This is a genomic window from Bacillus cereus (genome assembly GCF_002561295.1).
Classification (GTDB): domain Bacteria; phylum Bacillota; class Bacilli; order Bacillales; family Bacillaceae_G; genus Bacillus_A; species Bacillus_A cereus_S.
On sequence record NZ_NTUG01000013.1, the window covers coordinates 108,621 to 131,169 of the forward strand.

Below are 22,549 nucleotides of genomic sequence, written 5' to 3' on the forward strand. Positions count from 1 at the left end.
AGAAAAACATTATAAACCCTTATAAATCAACGTTCTCCCGCACTCGATTTGCGTCTACGTTATTTTTAAAATATACTTTTCTTATAACTAAAAAAGGAAGTGCATTAGATGGTCGATACTTTTAGTAGATTCCTTGGGATAACGAATAACATTTTATGGTCATATATTCTTATTGCTATGTTAATCGGTCTCGGGCTTTATTTTTCTTTTAAATTAAAATTTGTACAAATTAGTCATTTCCGTGAAATGATTCGTTTAATTAGTAATGGGTTTAGCAAGAAGGGCGCGAAAAAGGATGGTATTTCTCCTTTCCAAGCATTTTGTTTGAGTGCAGCAGCCCGTATTGGTATCGGAAATTTAGCTGGTGTAGCGCTGGCGATTTCAATGGGTGGGCCTGGTGCTGTATTTTGGATGTGGTTCATCGCAATTATTGGAGCGGCTACAAGTTTTGTAGAGTGTACGCTTGCACAAATTTATAAGATAAAAGATGGGCGTGGATTCCGCGGGGGTCCCGCTTATTATATGGAAAAAGGGCTAAATAAACGCTGGATGGGCGTTTGGTTCTCACTCCTGATTACTGTTACTTATGGCTTAATTTTCAACTCTGTACAGGCAAATACAGTAACATTAGCATTTGAAAACGCTTTTGGTTTAGAGCGTTATATCGTAGGAATTGTAATGGCTGCACTCGTTGCGATTATTATTTTTGGTGGTATTAAAAGTATTGCACGTATTACAGAAACGATTGTTCCGCCAATGGCTATTGTTTACATCGCTGTAGCTGTTTTTGTTGTGATTAAAAACTTCTATATATTACCTGATGTGTTCTCGGAAATCTTTAAAGGTGCTTTTGGTTTAGATCAAGCAGTTGCGGGTGGTATTGGGGCAGCAATGAAGTACGGTATTCAGCGCGGTTTATTCGCAACGGAAGCTGGTATGGGTAGTTCACCAAACGCTGCTGCTACATCACATGTCACACATCCTGTAAAACAAGGACTTGTTCAAGCTCTCGGCGTTTTCGTTGATACGTTTTTAGTATGTACTTCAACAGCATTTATCGTCTTATGTTCCGGGGCATATAAGCAAACAAATTTAGAAGGTATTGAGTTAACACAAGCAGCGCTAAGCTCACAAATTGGCCCATGGGCAAGCAGTTTCTTAGCCATCATTATTTTCTTATTTGCATTCAGTTCATTACTAGGAAACTACTATTATGGTGAAACAAATATTGCATTCATTAAAGAAAGTAAAGCCTGGTTAATGATTTATCGTGTTGCGGTAGTTGCGATGGTTGTATTCGGCTCCGTTGCGACGCTTCAAACAGTTTGGACTATGGCAGATTTATTTATGGGTCTTATGGTATTTACAAATTTAATTGCGATTACCCTTCTTGGTAAGTTCGCATACGCCGCTTTAGCAGACTATATAAAACAAAAGAAAGCTGGCAAAACTCCGATTTTCCATGCGAGTGATATCCCTGACTTACAGAACACAGAGTGTTGGGAAGATCGCCGCGTAGAGAAAGAAGAGCAAGCCGTATCATAAAAAAGATCCCTCTTATTACATTTCATATTTGTAATAAGAGGGATCTTTGTTTTTGCGCTATCACTAACCAATTTGCTTCCCTTCCTCTACATCTCCATCTAACATATCACTAGATTCCATATTTTTGTTCACGAACTGCGCTCCTACTAAGTCGCCTGTAATATTTACAACTGTGTGCCCCATATCTACAAGCGGGGAAACGGCTGCGATAATCGGGATAATTGTAAGAGGAAGACCTAGTGTCGAGAGTAGAATGGTTGCGGTAATGACGTCTGCACCTTTTACTCCAGCACATCCCGCCGCAAGTACGATTCCTAGAAATACAGTTTGTACAATAAGACCGAACGTAATCGGGATGCCATATACGTTTAATGCAAATACTGCTAAAACGCCGAGCGCTGCTGATAGTCCGTTCATGTTAACTGTAGCGCCAAGCGGAATGGTGAATCCAGCTACCTTCTCAGGTATACGAAGTCGTTTTTGCGCTACTTCCATTGTGACAGGAAGTGTGGCACTACTTGACGTTGTACTCGCAGCGACAAGCATAGCTGGACTCACTTGTTTGTAAAAGGAAACGGGACTGATTTTCCCAATCGTTTTCAATATAATCGGATACATAATGAACAAAATGAGTAACAACGACAAATAATCGGCTATGACATAGCTGACGACTGCGGTAAGCATGTCAGCTCCAAATGTTCCGACTACGTTTGCGATGAGCGCCATAATGCCGTAAGGGGCAAATCCAATAACGAGTTCAGCAATTTTAATCATGACCCCTGAACCTTCATGTACTAATTTACGAACGTTCTTTGCTTGGTCTCCAAGAAGGATAAGTGCGATGCCGACAAAAATAGCGAAGATAATGATTTGAAGCATATTCGTTTCTGAGGCTGCTTGAATGACGTTTGAAGGAAACCACTGGGTAATGTTATCAACAAAATTAAATTCTTCTGCTTTAAAGTTCTTTCCTTTCTCAAGAAGCCCTTCTGCTCCTTTACCAGGATTAATTAAAAAAGCAATTGCGACACCAATACTTGTGGCTAATACAGCGGTTACTGCATAATAAACAAAAATTCTACCGCCGATTGATTTTAACATTTTCGGATTCTCAAGTTGTGCGATGCCTGATACAATACTTAGAAACGTCAAAGGAACGATAATCATTTGTAGTAAACGGATAAAGATATCACCGACTGCTTTTAAAAAGACGACTTTCGGTCCCAATATGACTCCTAGCAAAATCCCTATACATGCCCCTATCAAAATTTTGATAGGTAAATTCTGTTTCCTCCACCACTTCATCCAATTCCCCCTTTTTATAAGAAGAGTTGTTTTCTAAGTAGAAAACAACTCTTTACAAACATTATGCTAATAAGAAACCTCGTTTTAGCGGATCTCTCGGATCCACTACAAATTGATGAAACCCTGTAATAAATGCCTGACCCGTTACTTTTGGAACAATTGCCTCGTACTCATCCACTTTCGTCACGGACAATACTTCACCGATAAATTGTCCGTCAGTGATACACTCATGGACGAAGCTTTCTCCCTCCTGCAGAGCACCCTTTTCAAAAAGAGTAGCAAGTCTTGCGGAAGTGCCAGTACCACAAGGAGAGCGATCTACTTGACCGTCAGCAAAAATGGTTACATTTCGTAACGTAGCATCTTTTTCATTTGGTTCATCTGAAAAGATAACGCCATATATTCCTTTTAAATCTTCTTCGAGAGGATGTTTTACTTCCATTTGGCTTTCAATATCGTGTTTAATTTTTCCGCCCCACGTTTGAATAGCTGATAAATCTTTAAAGTTTACTTTCAAATCCAATTCTTTACTGTCGACAACGGCATAGAAAGCTCCTCCAAAAGCGATATCTACTTGAAATTCATAGCCATCCATTTTTATTGGAACATCTTTTTTGTAGACAAACGAAGGAACATTTTCAAATGAGACGGATTCTACTTCGTTTCCATTATATTTTGCGTACGCAATTACCTCTCCAGCAGGACTATCAATAATAAACTTTTGGTTGTCTCCTGTCACTTCAAACATGCCCGTTTCAATCCCTACTGTGACAACCGCAACAATTCCATGGCCACACATTGTACTCCAGCCTTCATTGTGCATAAACAATACGCCGAAATCCGCATGTGGACTGGCCGGAGGCGTAATGATGCATCCGTACATGCCATGATGTCCTCTCGGTTCATACATTAACACTTCGCGAAGGTGGTCCAAGTGCTCCATACAATAAGCTCTTCTTTCTAATTGTGTGTTTCCTTTTATCTCCGGCACTCCGCCAGTAATAATACGTAACGGTTCCCCCGCTACATGTGCGTCAATGGTTGTGTATATTTTACTAACTTTCATCTCTGTTCCCTCCATTTTTGTATTTGAAACGTGTCTTACTTTTTATTAGCAAGTATCATGCCAATAAATAAAGTAACGAATATTCCGTCATTTCATTTACATTGTCTTGAAAAAGTTGTATCCTTTTAGCGACAAAACTGTCTACAAGTGTCTACTTTTGTGTACGACTTAAAGGGGGATTTTATGAACCAATTTGATTTTTTTGCGGGGCCTACTTTACATACATTACTCTCTTATGTAGAAGAAGCGATTTCGATTGTAAATACGGAAGGTGTGATGCTGTATTGGAATGAAGCGGCGGAAAAGATGTATGACATAAAAAAAGAAGAGATTATCGGAAGGAATGTTCAGGAATTTTTCTTTAAGGAAGATATTATGAATTTCAAAGTGTTGAAAACAGAGCAACCTGTTCGGGATCTTTATCACCTCCCTCGTCCTGATAAGCATGTATTGATCAGCACAACTCCCATTTACAATGAAAGTAATGAACTGATTGGCTCTATGTCCGTAGAAAAAGATATTACCGCGACAATTAAATTAAACGAAAAGTTAACCTCTACATCTGAAGAACTCCAGCAACTTAAACAACAAATGATTCAAAATAATAGAGACGATCCTTTCAGCAATATAAAAGGAAATAACTTAGCGATCCAGCATATCATTCATGACATGAAAAAAGTAGCGAAGACAGATGCGACGATTTTGATTACTGGGGAAAGCGGCGTTGGGAAGGAACTGTTTGCGCAAGCGATTCACGATGCTAGTTTGAGAAGTAAACAAGCATTTATTCCAATTAATTGCGGGGCTATCCCAAATGCTTTGTTTGAAAGTGAATTATTTGGCTATGAATCAGGCGCGTATACCGGAGCTGCCAAGGGCGGGAAACCTGGAAAAATAGAACTAGCAGACGGCGGCACTTTATTTTTAGATGAGGTGGGAGAACTTCCACTCGATATGCAGGTGAAACTCCTTCGCGCGTTACAAGAAAAAGAGATTTATCGAATCGGAGGACAAACGCCGAAAAAAATTAACGTCAGAATTATTGCCGCGACGAATCGCATATTAGAAGATATGGTGTTAAACGGAACATTCCGGTCTGATTTATTTTATCGTCTCAACGTATTTACTGCCTGCATTCCACCGCTTCGGGAACGAACGGATGATATTTCTTATTTAGCTCATCATTTCTTCAGAGAATTTTCATTCAAATATAACAAACCGACTCCTTTCGTTCATCAAGGGGCAACGGAGCGATTACATGCATACTCTTGGCCAGGTAACATCCGTGAGTTACGGAATTTCATCGAAAGACTGATCGTCCTTCACGAAGGAAGCGAAATATACGAATCCGATATTCTCAAATTGCTACCGCAAGCAAAATCTTTTTCAGAGCCCATTAACCAGACTATCCCCTCACTCACTGATGAAAAAGAAAGTCTAGAGAAAACACGCATCCTTCAAACGTTACAAAAAACGTATGGGAACAAAAGCATTGCGGCAAAAGAACTAGGAATGTCACGCGCTAATTTGTATAAGAAGCTAAAGAAGTATGGGATTGTATTTCATAAAAAAGAACATTGATACGAAACGCAAAAAACCCTGAATTTTCCACAGTTCAGGGTTTCAATCGAAAGGCACTATCTTTCTATCACCTCATTATCCGTGTCTACTCACCTTATTGACAGATAATAGGTTGTATGTTAAATTCGCAATATTCAAATACTAAAAAGGGGGAAGTGACTAATGTCGGTTAATAAGATAGAAGAATATTGGCATATGTATGCTAGAGAAAACGAGTTAAACATGAGTGTTCCAGATGCATGGATGTTTGGAGATGGTTCCAAAGAAATGGGAGATGAATTAGGAAGTTTAGTTATTAAAGGAATCAAAACAGGAACATGCGCGGCACATTGTGTTTACGAGCTTGAAGGAGAAGAAATTCAAAAAGTTGGTCAGTACGATATTGTATTGGATGGAGACAATAATCCATTAGCAATTATAAAATATACAAAGATCGATTTTTTAAAAATGAATGAAGTAACAAGTGATTTTGCAAGGTCTGAGGGTGCAGGGGATTTAAGCTATGATTATTGGTATAGTGAGCATGTTAAATTTTTCACTTGGGAATTAAGCCAGTATGGACTTGCTTTTACTCCAGACTTATTGCTAGTTTGTCAAACGTTTAAGGTAATGGATGTTTATAAAGATAGAGTATGAATTGAAATCAAAACATTCTTTCTTCTATATTCCATATTGAAACAGAACAAAGAAAAAGGTGACGACTCATTCAAAATTGAACGAATCGTCACCTTTCCTATTTTGCATTCAGTAACCTTCAACCTTATTATATTGAAAATTCAAACAATCACAATTATGATTGTCTCTCTGCTTCAATTGCTAGAGATTCTTCGTGCCACCAAAGTGCTTCTTCTGGGTCTTGCTTCGCTATTTCGTGTGCTTCTTTTTTTGTTTCTACAGTCGGGTACGAACCTTTTAATGCACGACCTGACGTTGTTATAAATAGTAGGCTAAATACAAGTAAGCCGATGACGCTGACACCAGTTAAATAAAATGCGGGTGCTAGTGCATTTCCAGTAGCATGAACGAGATATGAACATACGAGTGGTGTTGTTCCACCAAAAATGGATACGGAGATATTAAATGATATCGAGAGTGCACGATAACGTACATCTGTGAAAAAGAGAGATGGTAACAAGGAAGGTAATGTTCCTTCATAAACACTTAGGAAGAAACCTAAAATAAAGATACCTATAAAAATAGCTGCAATATGTCCATTACCGATTAGTAAAAAGGCAGGAATTGAACATACTGTCAAACCGAGTAATCCGATTTGTACTACACGTTTATTACCAACTTTATCGCTTAATTTCCCGAAATAAAGCGCCAGTGGAATCATGAGTGCCATCGTAATTGAAATAATAATTAAACCAGTCGTTTCTTTGACTTTTAATACTTGTGTTAGATAAGAAGGAATATAAGAAAGGATCATATAGTTTGTAATATTAAAGAAGGCTACAATGACTGTGCTTAAGAGAAAATCTTTTTTATGATATTTCAAAATATCAATGAACGAAAATTGTTCATCTTCTTCAGAATCCTCTTGTGCCTTTTCCATCTCTTGGAATATAGGGGATTCATCTAAATGGCGGCGTAAATATAAACCGACCAAACCAATTGGTGCAGCGATTAAGAACGGGATACGCCATCCCCAGCTCAGCATTTGTTCATCTGTTAACACGACTGTCAAAACAGTAACGATTACTGAAGCGGCGATGTAACCAGAAAGCGTCCCAATTTCAAGGCCACTGCCGAGTATACCACGCTTCTTATCAGGTGAAGATTCAGCGATATACACCATCGCTCCGGAATATTCGCCTCCTGTGGAAAATCCTTGAACCATACGAGCAACTAATAATAAAATTGGTGCCCAAATTCCAATTTGTTCGTATGTTGGTAGTAGCGCGATAAATAATGTGGAAAGTGCCATTAAAATAATCGTTGTACTTAGCACAATCTTTCGGCCATATTTATCACCAATTCTACCGAAGAAAATACCACCAATCGGCCTAACTAGAAAGGCAGCAGCGAATGTACCAAATGTGAGTACAAGCTGTAAGCCACTATTGTGAACACCAGAGAAGAATAATTGACTTAAAATAACCGCTAAATACGCGTATAATCCAAAGTCAAACCATTCCATCGCATTCCCGATACCAGTAGCAACAACGGCTTTCCTGGCCTGTTTTGGGTTCACTACATTTACATCTTGCGGACTAAAATCTAAATCATTTTTTGGTTGCATATAATAAAAACAGCTCCTTATTTCATTTAAAATCATTAAGCACACTTTCTCTTATAGAATAAATTCAATACGAAGCACTTAAGGAAAAGCACCCTCTCCTTACCTGTTACTATTGTTTCATAAAATCAATTCCTTGTCTAACGATGTGGAATATAGGTTAACATATAAAGCGCTTTCATTTTAAAAACTACACCTTGTTAATATTTCAAAACCGTCCGGATACCCCCCTATTTCATATAGAAATATCGAGTATTCTTATCCCATATTCGTTATTTTGCAAAGATATCGCTTATTTCTTAGCATATATCCGTAATTCAACAAATTTCATAATTCACCGAAAAAAAATTAAAAAGCTACCTCAAAAAGTAGCTTTTGTCAAAGAAATTTGGTCTGAAATTACGTCTGGTACTTTGCCCACAATTTCCTCTCCAATTTTCAAACTTGCGGTTGCCGCTGGAGACGGTGCATTGCAAATATGCATCGAGTTGATACCTGGGATAATACAGAAATCATCAACCATGTTGCCGTTCGATAAAATCGCCTGCGCTCTTACACCGGCATGAGTTGGAACGATATCTTTTTCTGTGAGCTCTGGTATTAAGCGCTGCAAGCTTTTAAGAAAGGATTGTTTACTGAAAGAACGAATCATTTCCTTCATGCCCTCTTTCATGTTTGGCATCGCCATTTTCCAAAAGCCGGCGTATGTCATTGTTTCCATGAAATCTTTTATATCAAAGTCTTTCTTTGTGTAACCTTCACGCTTGAAACTTAATACTGCGTTTGGCCCTGCATGAACGTCCCCATTGATCATTCTTGTAAAGTGAACACCAAGGAACGGAAAGTCTGGGTTTGGAACAGGGTAAATTAAGTGTTTAACAAGGTGACGTTTTTCTGGAACGAGTTCATAATATTCACCTCGGAACGGGACAATTTTCATATCTGTTAGTATTCCTGTTTTTTTGGCGATTCGGTCGCTATGTAGTCCAGCGCAATTAATGAGAAATTTTGTTTCGAAAACACCTTTGTTTGTTTCGATTGTAACGAAATCTTTATGTTCAAAAATTTGTTCTGCTTTTGTGCCTAAGTGTACTTCTCCTCCGCTCTTTTCTATAAAACGGGCAAATGTATGACTGACTCCTTTATAATCGGCAATGCCGCAAGACGGAACACGTATGGCTCCTAATCCTTTTACATGAGGCTCAATTTCCGCTAGTTCTTCTTTGTTGATTTTAGCAATGTTCAGCCCATTTTGTAGACCTCTTTCATACAAGTTATGTAAAAGAGGGATTTCTTCTTGTTCTGTCGCAACGATCACCTTGCCGCACATGTCATAGGCAATGCCATTTTCCTTGCAGAACTCAACCATCGCTGCGTTTCCTTCTTTCGCAAATTTCGTTTTGTAGCTGCCTGGTTTATAGTAAATGCCAGAATGAATGACACCGCTATTATGTCCGGTTTGATGATGCGCAAGTTCGTCCTCTTTTTCGATGACTGCGATTTTCGCATGTGGAAACTTTTTCGTTAAGGCCCTTCCCGTTGAAAGACCGACAATTCCTCCGCCGATAATTAGAAAATCATACATGTAACTTCCTCCTTATGTCTGTATCCCCTATATTAGGAAAGGCAGGCCTTGTGAAAAGACCCGCCAAATCTATTATTTAGAAAAGCAACCGCGCTGACGCATAAGCTCGCGATATAAATCTTTGTTTTTCTCAAAAGCAGCGCGTCCGTGCATCCAAAATAGATTATTTAATAGAACGAGATCTCCAGTTGGTAATTTTAATGCATGCGTTGCTGGAGAGTTCTCCACAGAGTGTGATAATTCCTTCAAGTATGTTGCCTGTTCAATATTATCCGGATAAGCGAATTGATCGATAAAGCAAATACACGGTGCATTGTTTACATCAAAGAACGTTTCACGGTATACAATTTCCTGCGCATTTTTACTTGGAGGTGCTTTGTACGTAACCTTAACAGATGCGAGTGGATGGTTGCGGAACTTATCAAGTTCTTCCCAATCATCTAAATGAAGTAAACGTGATTCTCCTCCTACTGCATTTTGTTCCTCAATTTTCATCATAAGAAGCCAATCTGTCGGTTCATCAACAAAAGTCCCGTCCGTATGAAGCGTAAATAATCGATACGCTTGGCGAAGATACGAATCGCTACTGTCCGTATCTTTCACATTAAATCTTGCGTAGTACGTGCCTGTCATCGCATCAAAGTTCGATGTCCCAATTAAATGCGTTAATGCCGTTGCGAATTTTACGTAATCACCTGCATCTGTCGTCTCGCCCTGTACACCAATTGTAAATCCGCCTGTTTCACGGTCATGAATAATACCGCGAATATTTTCCATAAATGAATCACCGAATAGCTTTTTCATTTGATCTGCGATAATAAAGCGAGAATACGGAATGTATTGCAGTGATTGCTCAGAATGGTCTTTAACCTCCTCAAAAAACTGCCCAAGTAATTGTGCGTCTAACACAATATGATACAAACGTTTATGTTCTGGATGAGGTACAATTTCATACCCCTCATATTTCTTTGCAAACTTCATCTTCACTTCTTGTTTTGTAATTACTGACATTTTATTTCCTCCTTAGTCTTAATAAAGTAAAACTATACGCGGCAGGGGCTTCATTCCCCAACCAATTGGAATTTTATCGGCATTACCTCCACCTAGCTGCATTTTGAGGTGGTTTTTACTACTCAGCTAAACAAAAAAGCCAGTCATACGCATCTACAATACAAATTGCAGATAACGTACAACTGGCTTTAAATTACGAGTGTTCTTTAATCTCTTAAAGTACAGTAATAATAGACAGTTAATTATTCAAATATGGGCAGACAGAAAATGAAGATCGGATATAGAGAAGGCTAATTCTTTATATGGATCTTATCACTTTATAATTAAATAATAATTCAAAATATTAACACTGTCAATATGTTTTTTATGATTGTTGTGTACAAAAAAACATCATCATTCACGTTTTATTATCCGTAATACTTCATTTCAGCATTTTCCTTTTTCGCTCGAATCGTGATCCTTCCAGTGAATTGTGGCGGATTTTCATAATCTTTTTCCACTTCATCACACATAGCTTGTAACATCGATTCTAATTCACCTAACGTCGTTTCTTTTGATAAGCTGTGTACTCTTGCAATTTCAATACTTTTGAACGCACCATCAACATGTGATATTTCTTCTTCACCGAACCCTTTCACTTCAAACTCTACTTTCATTTTTCCCATGCCATTTCCTCCCAATCTTTACTCTCATTTTTATTATAGTAGGAAATGGCATGTTCTTCATCTCTATAAGTTAAAGCGTTTTCGATTTCTTTAACATATGCTTTTCATTTTCTTTCTCTCGCACGCACGTTTTACACATCTTACAAGTTTTCACCACACCATTTTCCGTACATCTTCTTTTCTGTTTTCCACCTTGATTTAATTTTGACATTTTATTAGCCTCCTCATTCATTTAAAAATAAAAAAGCCAGTCATATTCTGCTCATCAAATAAGCTGAAATATAACTGGCTCTTGTTTATGGATGCGCTTTAGAGAGTAAAACGCAATAAACTAGGCAGTTTGTTATAGATTTGTTTCTTCATATTCTTCATGCGGTTTTTCGCCGTTTACATAGCTTGTATATTGACGATACAAATCTTTTACCGCACTAATAATCGCATTTTGTGCTTTTCCTTGATAATGGTGCGAGATTTCTTGAATAATATCTTCAATGCCATCTTGTAAACTATGTCCTCTTAACATTTGAGCAATAAAGTCTCTTCCATGTTCAGTAGCAAGGGTACATGACGCTTCAATGATAACGTGATATTTGTGATCTGCCTCTATTGTGATTGTTAATGTTTCATAGACACTGCGTACAGCCATCCCTTTCGGAAGTCTTGAGTGTCCTGCCATGAAAAAAGTACCTTTACGCATGTTCATCCCCCATTTTATAACTTATACTTGATCGATATATACTGTTTTTACTCTTGTGTAAAATTCCGCCGCTGTTTTTCCTTGTTCACGCGGTCCTGCACTCGAATTTTTCATACCACCAAATGGAACTTGCGGCTCTGCTCCTGCTGTTTCTGAATTGACATGGACCATCCCAACTTCCATATCATCAATAAACTGCTGGGCTAGGCTGAGATTATTTGTACAAACAGATGCGCTCAGCCCATATTCTGTATCATTCGCTACATGAATCGCTTCTTGATAACTGTTCACCTTAAACAAACAAATAACAGGACCGAAGATTTCTTCTTTCGCAATTCGTGCATCTTGCGGCACATCTTCGAAAATAGTCGGTAAAACATAATATCCTCGTTTTAACTCATCTTCTTCTGATACGCTGCCTCCGCAAAGTAGAGAAGCTTCTGTCTTTCCTACTTCAATCATCGATAAAACAGATTGCTGTTGATTTTCAGATACACATGGCCCCATAAACGTATCTTGCTCAAATGGATTGCCAACTTTCAGCGCCTTCGTACGTAATAGAAGCTCATTTCGAAACGCTTCATAAATAGCTTCTTCCACAATGACACGGCTTGTCGCTGTACATTTTTGTCCTGTTGACACGAATGCACCTTTGATTGCAATATCGACTGCTTTCCCGATATCAGCATCCTTTAATACGACTAATGGGTTTTTCCCTCCCATTTCTAACTGCACTTTCTTTCCGCTCGCAATCGCCGCTTGCTGAATCGTTTTCCCAACGTTATTTGAACCTGTAAAAGAGATCGCTTTTATATCCGGATTTTCCGTTAATTCCGTTCCAACAACAGAACCTTTACCGAATACACAATTGATCACACCTGCTGGAATACCCGCTTCATGAAAAGCATTTATGAGATGATACACCGATTTCGGTGTAATTTCAGCCGGTTTTATGACAACTGTATTCCCATAAATGAGTGCCGGTGCCATTTTCCAAGCTGGAATCGCAATCGGGAAATTCCACGGCGTAATGAGTCCGACTGGTCCAACCGCGACACGTTTACTGTAAAGCATCGTGTTCGCGTTTGCCGAAGGCATCATTTCTCCCATCGGCTGATTCGCTTCTCCTGCGTAATATTCCAAAATACTAATTGCTCGCTTCGTCTCACCGATTCCTTCAGCGAGTGTTTTTCCTTCTTCACTTGTTAAATCTTGGCCGATCTCCGTCACTCGTTCTTTTAAAATCTGAGCGGCTTTCCATAAGTAACTCGCACGCTCATGAAACGATAACCGTTGCCAACTTTGAAACGCTTCTTTCGCTGATGCAATCGCAGACACAGTATCTTCTTTTGAACTTAACGGGAACTCTCCTAATACTTCGCCATTATGCGGATTGTAGTTTTTCGAATATTGATTGGTAGATGGCTCTTTCCACTGGCCATTTATATAATTTAAAAACTTCATTCCTCTGCCTCCATCATTATTTCTTATTTTGATAGATTTGCAATCGCACTTTCCAGAATCGCAAGTCCTTCTTCAAGCTGTTCATCTGTTATAACAAGCGGCGGTAAGAAGCGTAGGACATTGCCATAAATACCAGCGCTTATTGTGATGACACCTTTGCTATGTGTTTCTTGCATAACCGCTTTTACTGCTTCTGTTGCCGGTTCTTTCGTATTGCGATCTTTGACAAGTTCAATCGCCGTCATCGCTCCAAGGCCTCTGACATCCCCAATACACTCATATTTTTCCTTCCAACTATTGAACACTTCCATCATACGACCACCGATTACTCTAGCACGCTCCACTAATTGTTCTTCTTCAATGACATCTAAAACAGCGAGTGCAGCTGCGCAAGCAACTGGACTTCCCGAGAACGTACCACCAAGTTGTCCAGGACCAGGTGCATCCATCAATTCCGCTCTTCCCGTTACTGCGCTAAGCGGCATTCCAGCAGCAATCGATTTTGAAAATGTCATTAAATCAGGCGCCACGCCAAAATGGTCCATTGCAAACAAGCTTCCTGTACGAGCAAATCCAGTTTGAATTTCATCGGCAATCATAAGAATTCCGTATTTATCACAAAGGTTTCGAACGCCTCGCATAAACGTAGTGCTCGGAACAATAAATCCACCTTCACCTTGAAGTGGTTCTAAAATAATGGCAGCAATATTATCACTTGCTACTTCTTCTAACATAAAGCGTTCGAAATACGCTAAAATTTGCTCATCTACTTCCTCTTGCGTCAAATCATTTTCCGCACGGTAATAATATGGATACGGAAGCTTGTACACATCTGTCGCAAACGGACCAAACCCGTGTTTATAAGGTTTTACTTTACTCGTAAGTGACATCGTCAAAAGTGTACGCCCATGATAAGCACGCTCAAATGAAACAATCGCACTGCGCCCAGTCGCTTTTCTCGCGATTTTCACAGCATTCTCGACCGCTTCCGCCCCGCTATTAGCAAACATCGTTTTTTTCTTAAAATCTCCTGGCGTTAATTCATTCAATCTCTCAGCGAGTTCAATATAACTCTCATACGGCGCTACATGAAAACAACTATGAATAGAAGATTCCACTTGGCTTTGAATAGCTTGTACAACTTTCGGGTGACAATGCCCGACATTTTGCATACCGATTCCGCCTGCAAAATCAATTAATTCGTTACCATCTACATCTGTAATAATTGCCCCTTTTGCCGATTGTACATATAACGGTGTAATATTGTACGGACCTTGAGGAACCGCATCATTTCTTCTTTCGTGTAATTGATCAGATTTTGTCGTTACAATATTTTGCTTTTCTTTTAACATGGAATATACCCCTTTCTTACTCCTTCTCGATACTAATCTTTGAATCTTTTATCATTGTAAAATCATCGCTTATCGGTGCTTGCTTAGTTCTATTTTTTAAGAAATAGGTTACGATTACAAACCCAGTCGCTAACATCGTCATATAAAATTGCATACGCATATCCGCGATAAATGCTTGTGCAACGAAGATCGTAATAATCATCCCAAGCGTTGCGTATGTGAGATATGGGAACAACCACATTTTCACCTTTAGTTGCCCTGGGTCTTCTCTTTCAGCTTTTCTTCTTAACAGAATATGTGAAATAGCAACAAACATATACATCAACATCGTAACTCCGCCTGAGCTATTCGCTAAAAAAGCAAATAGTTTATCAGGTGATATGAACTTTAACATTGCGCAAATAAATCCAAATATAATACTTGCATAGATCGCCCAGACAGGTGTCCCTCTACTATTTAACTTAGAGAAGATACTTGGTGCGTCTCCCTTTTTCGCAAGTGAAAACAACATACGAGAACTCGTATATATTCCGGAATTCATAACCGAAAGGAGTGACAGAAATACAACCCCATTCATAATTTCCGCAGCTGCAGGGATTCCTGCCATCTGGAATAAACTTGCATAAGGCAATTTCAATAATTCTGCATCGTTCCACGGCATAAAAATGACCAAAATCGATACAGACCCTACAAAGAAAATCATAAGACGCCATACAACACTATTAATCGCCCTTATTACATTCTTTTCTGGATTATCAGATTCCCCAGCCGCAATCGCTGCGACTTCACTTCCTGATAAGGAGAAAGAAATAAACACAACGCTAAGTAGTACTGGCATAATTCCTTTTGGAAAAAAGCCCCCATTTTCAATGATCATTGAAAAATCCGGTCTATCTACATGAGGCACAAGTCCAAAAATCATAGAAACTCCTAACCCTAAAAACGCTAGAATTGCTACAACTTTAATAAGCGCTAACCAATATTCAAACTCTCCGTATAACTTCACCGAATAAACATTCGTCATTGTCATAAGAATGATCATGAACAAACTCGCAATCCATGTCGGTATGGATGGAAACCAATTGTTGATCATCACTCCTAACAATACCGCTTCAATTGCGATGATGATGACCCAGTTGAACCAATATAACCAACCAATTGTATACCCTGCCCAAGGTCCAATCGCCTTATTTGCATATGTCGAAAAGGAACCACTATCAGGATTTACCGCCGCCATCTCCCCAAGCATCCGCATCACAAGCACAACCATTAAAGCCCCGATAATATAGGACAAAATAGCAGCTGGACCTGTCGATTGAATAATTGCCCCACTTCCTACAAACAATCCGCCCCCGATTACCCCACCAATTGAAATCATCGTGATATGTCTGGTTCTTAAGTCTTTTTGCAGTTCCTGTTTTTCTTTCGCCAAAAAGATCACCAACCTATAAGTATTTATTTGCCTAAACCCTTCGAGTGAGCATATATAAGGTTGAAATATCACTATGATTGATAACGCTTTCTTTACATTCTTTTACAAATGAATCCCCTACTCCGCACACGCCACACTCACCTATTCCTATATATAGGAATAATAAAAAGAGCCAGAAAAACAATGTAAAAAGTTACATTGGGTTTTACTGTCTCTATCCCTATGGCTCGTCTTCCTGCTAAGGAAGTTCAAGTGGAAAGAAGCCAATCATCCTTTATTGAATTAAACGAAATCGTATCCGGGCATGCAGGGAGGCTAATCACTGTCATCGGATAATAAGATAATAATAATACAAATAGACTGAATATTCAACAATTATTTTAAATTCTTTTAATTATGTTTCAGAAAACGAAATTTATAAATTGTAAAGCATATACTGTTTAAAAGCAAAAAGGAAGTGATTTTTATGTATTTCGGAACAAAAGGATGGTACGTAGCGGAGCTAAAAAAAATAGGCGTCCGTTATTTTGAAGGAAGAAAATTAGAAAGCTACCGTGCCCATGTTTTACGTAACTTACTAGCAGCTAAGCAAGAAGAACTTAAAGAAAAATAGTCTATTAGCATTCATCGATAAAACGATATCGATCGTTCTTTCGAATATATCGGCGATTCGACATAGGATATCGACCGCTCGACAAAATTCGCCCCGCATAACGCGAAAAAAAGTGATTGGCATATACCAATCACTTTCCTTTATTCACAAACAAGAATTTCCCTAGAGAATGTCCCTTTTTTAGCTATACAACGGTCTGTAATTTCAAATCCAGCCTCTTTAATCATGTGATCCATCGTCTCAATGGTTACAACAATTACTTTTTTCGCAAAACGACGTGCATTTTTAAGAATTGAGAATTGATCTTCTGGTGTCGCATGTGTAAATAAATTGTACGGCATATCGATAATGGCTACATCGTAATTTGTTGTGACATCCGCAATCGGCCCTACCGTTACGTCTCCTTCAAATCCAAAATGCGCAATATTCTCTCTAGATCCAATTACAACAAGAGGATTTATATCCCGACCCACGATATCAATTCCCATGGACAGTGCCTCTACCAATACTGTTCCAATGCCACAGCACGGGTCAATTGCTTTAACTCCATCAGGATTTGGCACAGCGATATTCGCAACAGATCTCGCAACACGTGTACTAAGTGACGTAGAATAACTGCGTGGTTTTTTCACGTGCTTATACCAAACAGCTTCACTTTCAATATATTCTCCAAAATACCAACGTCCACCAAGAGGAACAATTCCAAATACACGCTCTGGATGATGCACGTCCGCTTCCCCTTCAATCACCATACCGATTTCTCTCTCAATTACACGGCGCTGTCCGTATTCTATCTTGTTTGATTCATTGAGATCATTAATTTTAACAAAAATAACTTTGAATGTAGCTCCTGCCAAATCAATTTGTTCTACTTGTTCTAAAATATTTGCCAGGTCATCTCCTTCATACATCACTTCGATTCGTTCTTTAATAAACGGACTTCGGCTCGGCTCAATTTTAACCTTACTTTTCAAAATGTTAACATGAGACTCCACTCCAAAAAGAGAGCGCATCTCCATATAACATAAAGATCGTTCATCCTCGCGGAATGCATACGTATATATAAATGCCGGTGTTGTGCTGTGATTATTCAATCTGTTCGCATCCTTTATCATTTTAAATTGTTCTTCCCTATCATTCTCAGTCATACCATATCACATGAAATATATGAAAAAAGGGACGAATAAGCCGAGGCAAGTTTGTCTCTTTTTATTAGTCCTTTTCATCGGATTCTTTACTTATTAAAGAACACTTTAATTCTAGGAATTAGCTCGTATTCCTAACTCCTTACAATCGCTCACATACTCTTTTAATAAAGTTAAATGATATCATATGATTCAAATAAAGTGAAACTTTTATCCACACTCACCTATCCGCTTTGATTTTGGTGCATTTTGAAGCGGGATAAAAAAAGTGATTGGTATACAAATACCAATCACTCCTCTCCTATTCTTCTATTAACTCAGATAACACAAACGCCTCTTCATGCGTGCACCTAGAATCAACTTCTTCTCTGATTGAATTTCATTTTATGCCGGTTAATCCTTTTACTATGATGATGCTACCTTTTTGTTGCGTATTGTTTCTACACTCCGGCTATACTGCCTTTATTTCTACCCAACCACTACCGGAACCTCATGCAAACGTCTTACAAAATGAATTTTCCCTTGTTTATCGGCAAAAGCGATATTGCCGTTTTCGTCCCAAGCGAAGCTGTGGCAGTTTCCTGGCACATGATATTCTCCTGCCAGTTCAATGCTTTGCTTGCCTACTTTCCAGAAGCGGACCATTTGATCATTAGATGTTGTTAACATTAAACCTTCCGTCAAAAATGCACATCTTGGGCTATAGTCATCTTGTGATGATTCATTCTCTGTCCAGACTTGCTGCTCCATAATATGACCTTCTTTATAGATTTTAAGAAGGCCGTCACCTGATACAGAAGCTACAGATTGGTTTTCGTCTGTAGAAACGTCCAAAGTTGGCGCCTCGTGCTTAAGAAGGGTTTGCTCTTCTCCAGAAAGATCCATTACTGTCACGTCTTTTTCATATCGACAGATAATTTGTTTATTGTTAGGAAGAAGCTTTATCCCTTTAACAGGTTGCATGCTTTTTCCTTGGAATAGCTCAGCCTTCGTGTGCAAGTTATATATACGTAACGTACTGTCCGAAAATGCAACTGCTACAAGAGATCCATCTTTACTGAAACTAGTACTTATAATTGAATCAACCTTTAATAGAAACTTGTTAGGGGAAAAGCATTTTTCGTCCTTCACTTGATATAAGTCTGTGAAGCTAACAATGCCGAATTGGTCCTGCATGATTAAAAATCTTCCGTCAGGTGATACAGAAAGATGTTTGAGATGTTTCTCCTTTATTCGTGCAATGACTTTGACCTCTTCCATTTTCGGTTTAATGATGTGCTTCTCACGCCCGTCTTCGTACAAGTTATCTAAATCAAATAAAGTAACCGTATGTTCTTCATCTTTGTATGCGGCAGTAACAAACATTTTTTCATCTTTGGAGATGATTGTATGCTGGATCTGCTTTTTCTCATGTTCTTTAAATAACTTTAATGTTGTCTTTATCTCTAAATCCCATATTTTAAAAGAACCATCCCGGCATACTGTATTGAATTTTTTCCCTTCGTTCCAAAAATCACATAAGAAAATTGTTTCTTTCTGATACACAGCGTCACTATTATCATTATTCTGTTCGAAATCTAGCAATTGAATGATTCGATTTTCTTGAATACAAAGCAGCTGATTTGTATTTGGAATAAATGAAATATGATTAATATTGGAAGCTACATTGAATATAGATTTCAATTTCTCATACCCATTTTTCCATATATGAACGTTATTATGCGCAACGAATGCTGCTGTTTCAGCGTTTTGATCCATTGTACAGGCCACAATCGGACGCTTTTCTCGGTCACAATACAATTCTTCTGAAGTAGCCGACCCTGTTATAAGATGAACCGTATGCTGATTCGCATAAATCCCTCTTTCTTCATGCGGTACATAATCGAATCTGTCAATTTCTTTTCCAAGGCTAACAAAGACCTCTTCTCTCGTTACAATCCCTATTTTCATAACTGTCCCTTGTTCACATAAAAGCATCGCTGACGCATCTGATGCTGCAAATTTAATAGACTCTACTTTTGAGCTAAGTTGATAATGCTGTAATTCTTTCCGTTCTTCCAGACTCCAAACTTTAACAACATGATTATCATAAACAACAACCGCATATTTTTCGTTTTCAGACACAGCAATTTTTTGAATCGCTTGTGAATCATACGTAAAATCATCCTGTTCCATAAGAATTCCAGACTCAATATGAATAGCGTATAATTTCCCTTTATCTGTTCCAAATATAGCTTTTCCACTATTGAACAGTACGCTATGCGCGTTTACTTGCATATAAGAAGGAAGTTTTCGATGAATTTCCTCTTGAGCCGTTTGGACTTTCCACATCTTCCACGTTCCATCCACAAGTAAAGCGGAAACTCTCTTGCCGTCCTGTGATATGACTACATCACAAACTTCGCTACTTTCACTGAGTTTTCGGCATATTTGATCATTAACATGCTGTTTATTCTCCAATTGGAAAATAAACTTGTCTTCAGTTTGCTTCTCAGCTTGATTCGCAGCTTCTTCACTCAAATACGGTACATCACATTGATTCAAAGCTTGCTGCAAGACAAGCTCTGGGTATTGAACCAGTAAATCTTTTTCCCTACTAATAAATAGAAGCAACTGTTCTACTTTTTCCTTCAGTTCATTTGGTATAGATTCATAACTATGTAAAGCATAGACATCTTCTAGGAATCTATATATATACTGGCTTCTAAACTGCGCTTCCAAATAATTCATATCGCTTATGATATAGAGAACTTTATCCCATTGCTCCGCCATCATGAAATGGTACAACAATTCATTCGTAGAACGATTATTTTCATCATACACCTCTAGCGTATGATTCCCTCTGCTTTCAAATTTCTCGAAATGGTACCCTGCTAAATGTCGATGCAGTTTCTTCATTTCCTTTTTTGAGCCACAATATCTTTCTTGAATTACATTTCGAATCGTTTGGTGATACACGTGGATTGTTTGAAATTTCTTTTCTGTACATGACAACAAATGATTTTTCAAACTAGAAATAATCCACTGGAATTCGGGTACTTGTTTTCCATACATTGTTGAAAGGATTTCGCTCAGTTCATCTTCAGACAAGCTTATGCGAGAATTACTAATGAAAGCCAAGGTATGCGCCACAATATTTTTGTCATTATCTCGCTCTAACCGATCCAAAATCACCTGTATCATTCCTTTTAGATCAGACGGTAAACTCTTTATATATTCCGCAATTTGCTTATCAATGTTACCGACTTTTTTTGGAACAAAATATCTCAATTCCTCAATTACAAGTTTTAAATATAAAGGGTTAGCAGTCCCTTTATTTTGCAAGAGCGAGTTAATTTGCACAGGCACTATTTTTTTTCCATAAAGCTGTAAAACATTTTGAGCAATTTCCTTAATATCGCTCTCTTCTAATTTATCCACAGCAAATATTTGCGTAGGCGAAAATGCATTTTTGATCGCTTTCATATGGCTAGATTCTGAGATTGCACTTATAATCAACTGAACATGATCTGGGATTGATATCGGCAGCAATGCATGCAAATCTTTACAAGTTTCATCAGAAATCTGATCTAAACCATCTATAAAAATAGCTATTTTTCTGTCTTTCAATTGCTCAAATAACAGATGCAAATCCTCATGATCATTCGGAATATCAATGTCGTTATATCGAGACTTACAAGCTTCAAAGATGTACCGCACGATGTTTTTGACATTTCCGGTCCGAGCGGTTAGTCCAACAAAGACAGGAAGAACAAAAGTATCTGTTTCTTTTTCTTTGTACTTTTTAATGATTTGTGCCATCAAGGAAGATTTTCCGGATCCCGCTTTCCCTGTTACAAATACTGGCTGGCCGCTATGGGAGCGAATATGCTGCATTATATCTTGCAGCACTTGTTTTCTAGCTAAAAACTGACTTGATTTATAGTCCTCATAACTCGTATGTTGATTCATTTCCTGCTGCAATTCATCCATTTGTTCTTCATGCTTTACCGGATACATTTCATCAATTTGTTTCCACAAATCTTCAAATACCAGGTTCCCAAACGCGACCTTATTTAATTTCATAAACTCCGACTGTTCGTCTTTTGAATACAAGTGTGAATAGTCCTTAATAAGGTCATGATCTACCTCTTTATAAATATCATCTTTTAATTCCGCTAACTTTTTTTTGAAGTCCCCTTCCGAATTCACATCTTTTGGAACTCCTTTAATCGGAGAAACATCACGGAAATAAAATAAAACGCCACCCTTTTTCTCCTGCATCTTTCGCAAGCGATGATAAATCTCTAAAGCTGTAATAGAATGCTGTTCATCCTGCAGCATTAATTCCGCTTTTCTCTTCTCATTGACTTTCGCAAGCGTACCATATCTACTCCCCAGTAAGCATACAAAAAACGGATTACAGTTCTCTATCTCCTCTAAGCAAATATCCGCAAGATTTTCATCCGTTATCTTTCCTTCCGGTATACCCCAGCGTAAGTCAACATCAACAAGCCGTAACTTACGCTCCTCACATTTTTTTCGAAGCTTAGGAAATACATGTTGTACTAGCCAGTCCCGCTCTTCGCTCATATCTATAAAAGTAGATGAAACAAATATCCGAATCGTTTCCCACATATCACTATCCCAACCTTTCCATCATTATAAATCTAGATATATACGACACTGCTATCAAAACAAAAGTTGCCCTACTCTCTTTTTCTCCTTCTGTTTTAAACACCGCATGGGACTCAAAGAGGCTCTGTCCGCTTCTATGCTTGGACGGACCCTCTCTCCCATCCTAAAAATACAGGTTTTCTCACGGTTTTTCATCATCCACATCTCAATCACTGCTATCAAAACAAAAGTT

17 protein-coding genes are annotated in these 22,549 nt (G+C 38.4%); 4 read left to right on the forward strand and 13 right to left on the reverse strand.

The window, feature by feature from the left end; genetic code table 11:
- Positions 1 to 108 precede the first annotated feature (108 nt).
- Positions 109 to 1,545, forward strand: coding sequence for an alanine/glycine:cation symporter family protein (locus CN373_RS10885; RefSeq protein WP_098359310.1), 1,437 nt, complete (start codon positions 109 to 111; stop codon positions 1,543 to 1,545).
- 63 nt (positions 1,546 to 1,608) lie between these two features.
- On the opposite strand, the gene CN373_RS10890 is transcribed toward CN373_RS10885, so the two are convergent.
- Together CN373_RS10890 and CN373_RS10895 are read right to left on the reverse strand one after the other, a co-directional pair.
- Positions 1,609 to 2,850, reverse strand: a complete 1,242-nt coding sequence (locus CN373_RS10890) for a dicarboxylate/amino acid:cation symporter (RefSeq protein ID WP_098359311.1) — start codon at positions 2,848 to 2,850, stop codon at positions 1,609 to 1,611.
- 61 nt (positions 2,851 to 2,911) lie between these two features.
- Positions 2,912 to 3,916: a proline racemase family protein gene (locus CN373_RS10895; RefSeq protein WP_098359312.1), complete on the reverse strand. Its 1,005-nt coding sequence runs from the start codon at positions 3,914 to 3,916 to the stop codon at positions 2,912 to 2,914.
- 183 nt (positions 3,917 to 4,099) lie between these two features.
- Between CN373_RS10895 and CN373_RS10900 the strand changes: the two genes are divergently transcribed.
- Together CN373_RS10900 and CN373_RS10905 are read left to right on the forward strand one after the other, a co-directional pair.
- On the forward strand, positions 4,100 to 5,497 hold the full coding sequence (locus CN373_RS10900; protein WP_098359313.1) for a sigma-54 interaction domain-containing protein: 1,398 nt from the start codon (positions 4,100 to 4,102) through the stop codon (positions 5,495 to 5,497).
- Positions 5,498 to 5,659: 162 nt separating this feature from the next.
- The gene (locus CN373_RS10905) at positions 5,660 to 6,133 is read left to right on the forward strand and encodes an ASCH domain-containing protein (RefSeq protein WP_098359314.1); all 474 of its coding nucleotides are present in this window, start codon (positions 5,660 to 5,662) and stop codon (positions 6,131 to 6,133) included.
- A gap of 154 nt (positions 6,134 to 6,287) precedes the next feature.
- On the opposite strand, the gene CN373_RS10910 is transcribed toward CN373_RS10905, so the two are convergent.
- The 9 genes from CN373_RS10910 to CN373_RS10945 all read right to left on the reverse strand — a co-directional run bounded on the left by CN373_RS10910 (position 6,288) and on the right by CN373_RS10945 (position 15,888).
- The gene (locus CN373_RS10910; RefSeq protein WP_098359315.1) at positions 6,288 to 7,739 is read right to left on the reverse strand and encodes an MFS transporter; all 1,452 of its coding nucleotides are present in this window, start codon (positions 7,737 to 7,739) and stop codon (positions 6,288 to 6,290) included.
- 358 nt (positions 7,740 to 8,097) lie between these two features.
- On the reverse strand, positions 8,098 to 9,321 hold the full coding sequence (gene lhgO, locus CN373_RS10915) for an L-2-hydroxyglutarate oxidase (RefSeq protein WP_098359316.1): 1,224 nt from the start codon (positions 9,319 to 9,321) through the stop codon (positions 8,098 to 8,100).
- Between the two features lie 72 nt (positions 9,322 to 9,393).
- On the reverse strand, positions 9,394 to 10,332 hold the full coding sequence (gene glaH, locus CN373_RS10920) for a glutarate dioxygenase GlaH (protein ID WP_098359317.1): 939 nt from the start codon (positions 10,330 to 10,332) through the stop codon (positions 9,394 to 9,396).
- Between the two features lie 407 nt (positions 10,333 to 10,739).
- The gene (locus CN373_RS10925) at positions 10,740 to 10,997 is read right to left on the reverse strand and encodes a hypothetical protein (protein WP_098359318.1); all 258 of its coding nucleotides are present in this window, start codon (positions 10,995 to 10,997) and stop codon (positions 10,740 to 10,742) included.
- A gap of 70 nt (positions 10,998 to 11,067) precedes the next feature.
- Positions 11,068 to 11,208, reverse strand: a complete 141-nt coding sequence (locus CN373_RS25555) for a hypothetical protein (RefSeq protein WP_165771894.1) — start codon at positions 11,206 to 11,208, stop codon at positions 11,068 to 11,070.
- A 132-nt stretch (positions 11,209 to 11,340) separates the two neighbouring features.
- On the reverse strand, positions 11,341 to 11,694 hold the full coding sequence (locus CN373_RS10930) for a DUF3870 domain-containing protein (protein WP_001225459.1): 354 nt from the start codon (positions 11,692 to 11,694) through the stop codon (positions 11,341 to 11,343).
- Positions 11,695 to 11,715: 21 nt separating this feature from the next.
- Positions 11,716 to 13,158, reverse strand: coding sequence for an aldehyde dehydrogenase family protein (locus CN373_RS10935; RefSeq protein ID WP_098359319.1), 1,443 nt, complete (start codon positions 13,156 to 13,158; stop codon positions 11,716 to 11,718).
- A 23-nt stretch (positions 13,159 to 13,181) separates the two neighbouring features.
- On the reverse strand, positions 13,182 to 14,510 hold the full coding sequence (gene gabT / locus CN373_RS10940; protein ID WP_098359320.1) for a 4-aminobutyrate--2-oxoglutarate transaminase: 1,329 nt from the start codon (positions 14,508 to 14,510) through the stop codon (positions 13,182 to 13,184).
- A 16-nt stretch (positions 14,511 to 14,526) separates the two neighbouring features.
- On the reverse strand, positions 14,527 to 15,888 hold the full coding sequence (locus CN373_RS10945) for an amino acid permease (RefSeq protein WP_430794178.1): 1,362 nt from the start codon (positions 15,886 to 15,888) through the stop codon (positions 14,527 to 14,529).
- Positions 15,889 to 16,408: 520 nt separating this feature from the next.
- On the opposite strand from CN373_RS10945, the gene CN373_RS10950 reads away from it, so the two are divergent.
- A complete protein-coding gene (locus CN373_RS10950; protein WP_002055893.1) occupies positions 16,409 to 16,555 on the forward strand; it encodes a YflJ family protein in 147 nt (48 codons plus the stop codon).
- 140 nt (positions 16,556 to 16,695) lie between these two features.
- Here CN373_RS10950 and CN373_RS10955 read toward each other — a convergent pair whose 3' ends face one another.
- A complete protein-coding gene (locus CN373_RS10955; protein WP_098359349.1) occupies positions 16,696 to 17,649 on the reverse strand; it encodes a TRM11 family SAM-dependent methyltransferase in 954 nt (317 codons plus the stop codon).
- Positions 17,650 to 18,168: 519 nt separating this feature from the next.
- On the reverse strand, positions 18,169 to 22,317 hold the full coding sequence (locus CN373_RS10960) for a DUF4062 domain-containing protein (RefSeq protein ID WP_098359322.1): 4,149 nt from the start codon (positions 22,315 to 22,317) through the stop codon (positions 18,169 to 18,171).
- Positions 22,318 to 22,549 lie beyond the last annotated feature (232 nt).

Excerpts from the sequence above, each read along its gene's own strand:
- CN373_RS10945 (WP_430794178.1), bottom strand. The coding sequence starts at position 15,888 with ATGATTTCAATTGGTGGGGTAATCGGGGGCGGATTGTTTGTAGGAAGT.
- CN373_RS10960 (WP_098359322.1), bottom strand. The coding sequence starts at position 22,317 with ATGTGGGAAACGATTCGGATATTTGTTTCATCTACTTTTATAGATATG.
- CN373_RS10930 (WP_001225459.1), bottom strand. The coding sequence starts at position 11,694 with ATGCGTAAAGGTACTTTTTTCATGGCAGGACACTCAAGACTTCCGAAA.
- CN373_RS25555 (WP_165771894.1), bottom strand. The coding sequence starts at position 11,208 with ATGTCAAAATTAAATCAAGGTGGAAAACAGAAAAGAAGATGTACGGAA.
- CN373_RS10900 (WP_098359313.1), top strand. The coding sequence starts at position 4,100 with ATGAACCAATTTGATTTTTTTGCGGGGCCTACTTTACATACATTACTC.
- CN373_RS10910 (WP_098359315.1), bottom strand. The coding sequence starts at position 7,739 with ATGCAACCAAAAAATGATTTAGATTTTAGTCCGCAAGATGTAAATGTA.
- glaH (WP_098359317.1), bottom strand. The coding sequence starts at position 10,332 with ATGTCAGTAATTACAAAACAAGAAGTGAAGATGAAGTTTGCAAAGAAA.
- CN373_RS10890 (WP_098359311.1), bottom strand. The coding sequence starts at position 2,850 with ATGAAGTGGTGGAGGAAACAGAATTTACCTATCAAAATTTTGATAGGG.
- CN373_RS10895 (WP_098359312.1), bottom strand. The coding sequence starts at position 3,916 with ATGAAAGTTAGTAAAATATACACAACCATTGACGCACATGTAGCGGGG.
- CN373_RS10935 (WP_098359319.1), bottom strand. The coding sequence starts at position 13,158 with ATGAAGTTTTTAAATTATATAAATGGCCAGTGGAAAGAGCCATCTACC.
- lhgO (WP_098359316.1), bottom strand. The coding sequence starts at position 9,321 with ATGTATGATTTTCTAATTATCGGCGGAGGAATTGTCGGTCTTTCAACG.
- CN373_RS10925 (WP_098359318.1), bottom strand. The coding sequence starts at position 10,997 with ATGGGAAAAATGAAAGTAGAGTTTGAAGTGAAAGGGTTCGGTGAAGAA.
- CN373_RS10950 (WP_002055893.1), top strand. The coding sequence starts at position 16,409 with ATGTATTTCGGAACAAAAGGATGGTACGTAGCGGAGCTAAAAAAAATA.
- gabT (WP_098359320.1), bottom strand. The coding sequence starts at position 14,510 with ATGTTAAAAGAAAAGCAAAATATTGTAACGACAAAATCTGATCAATTA.
- CN373_RS10885 (WP_098359310.1), top strand. The coding sequence starts at position 109 with ATGGTCGATACTTTTAGTAGATTCCTTGGGATAACGAATAACATTTTA.
- CN373_RS10905 (WP_098359314.1), top strand. The coding sequence starts at position 5,660 with ATGTCGGTTAATAAGATAGAAGAATATTGGCATATGTATGCTAGAGAA.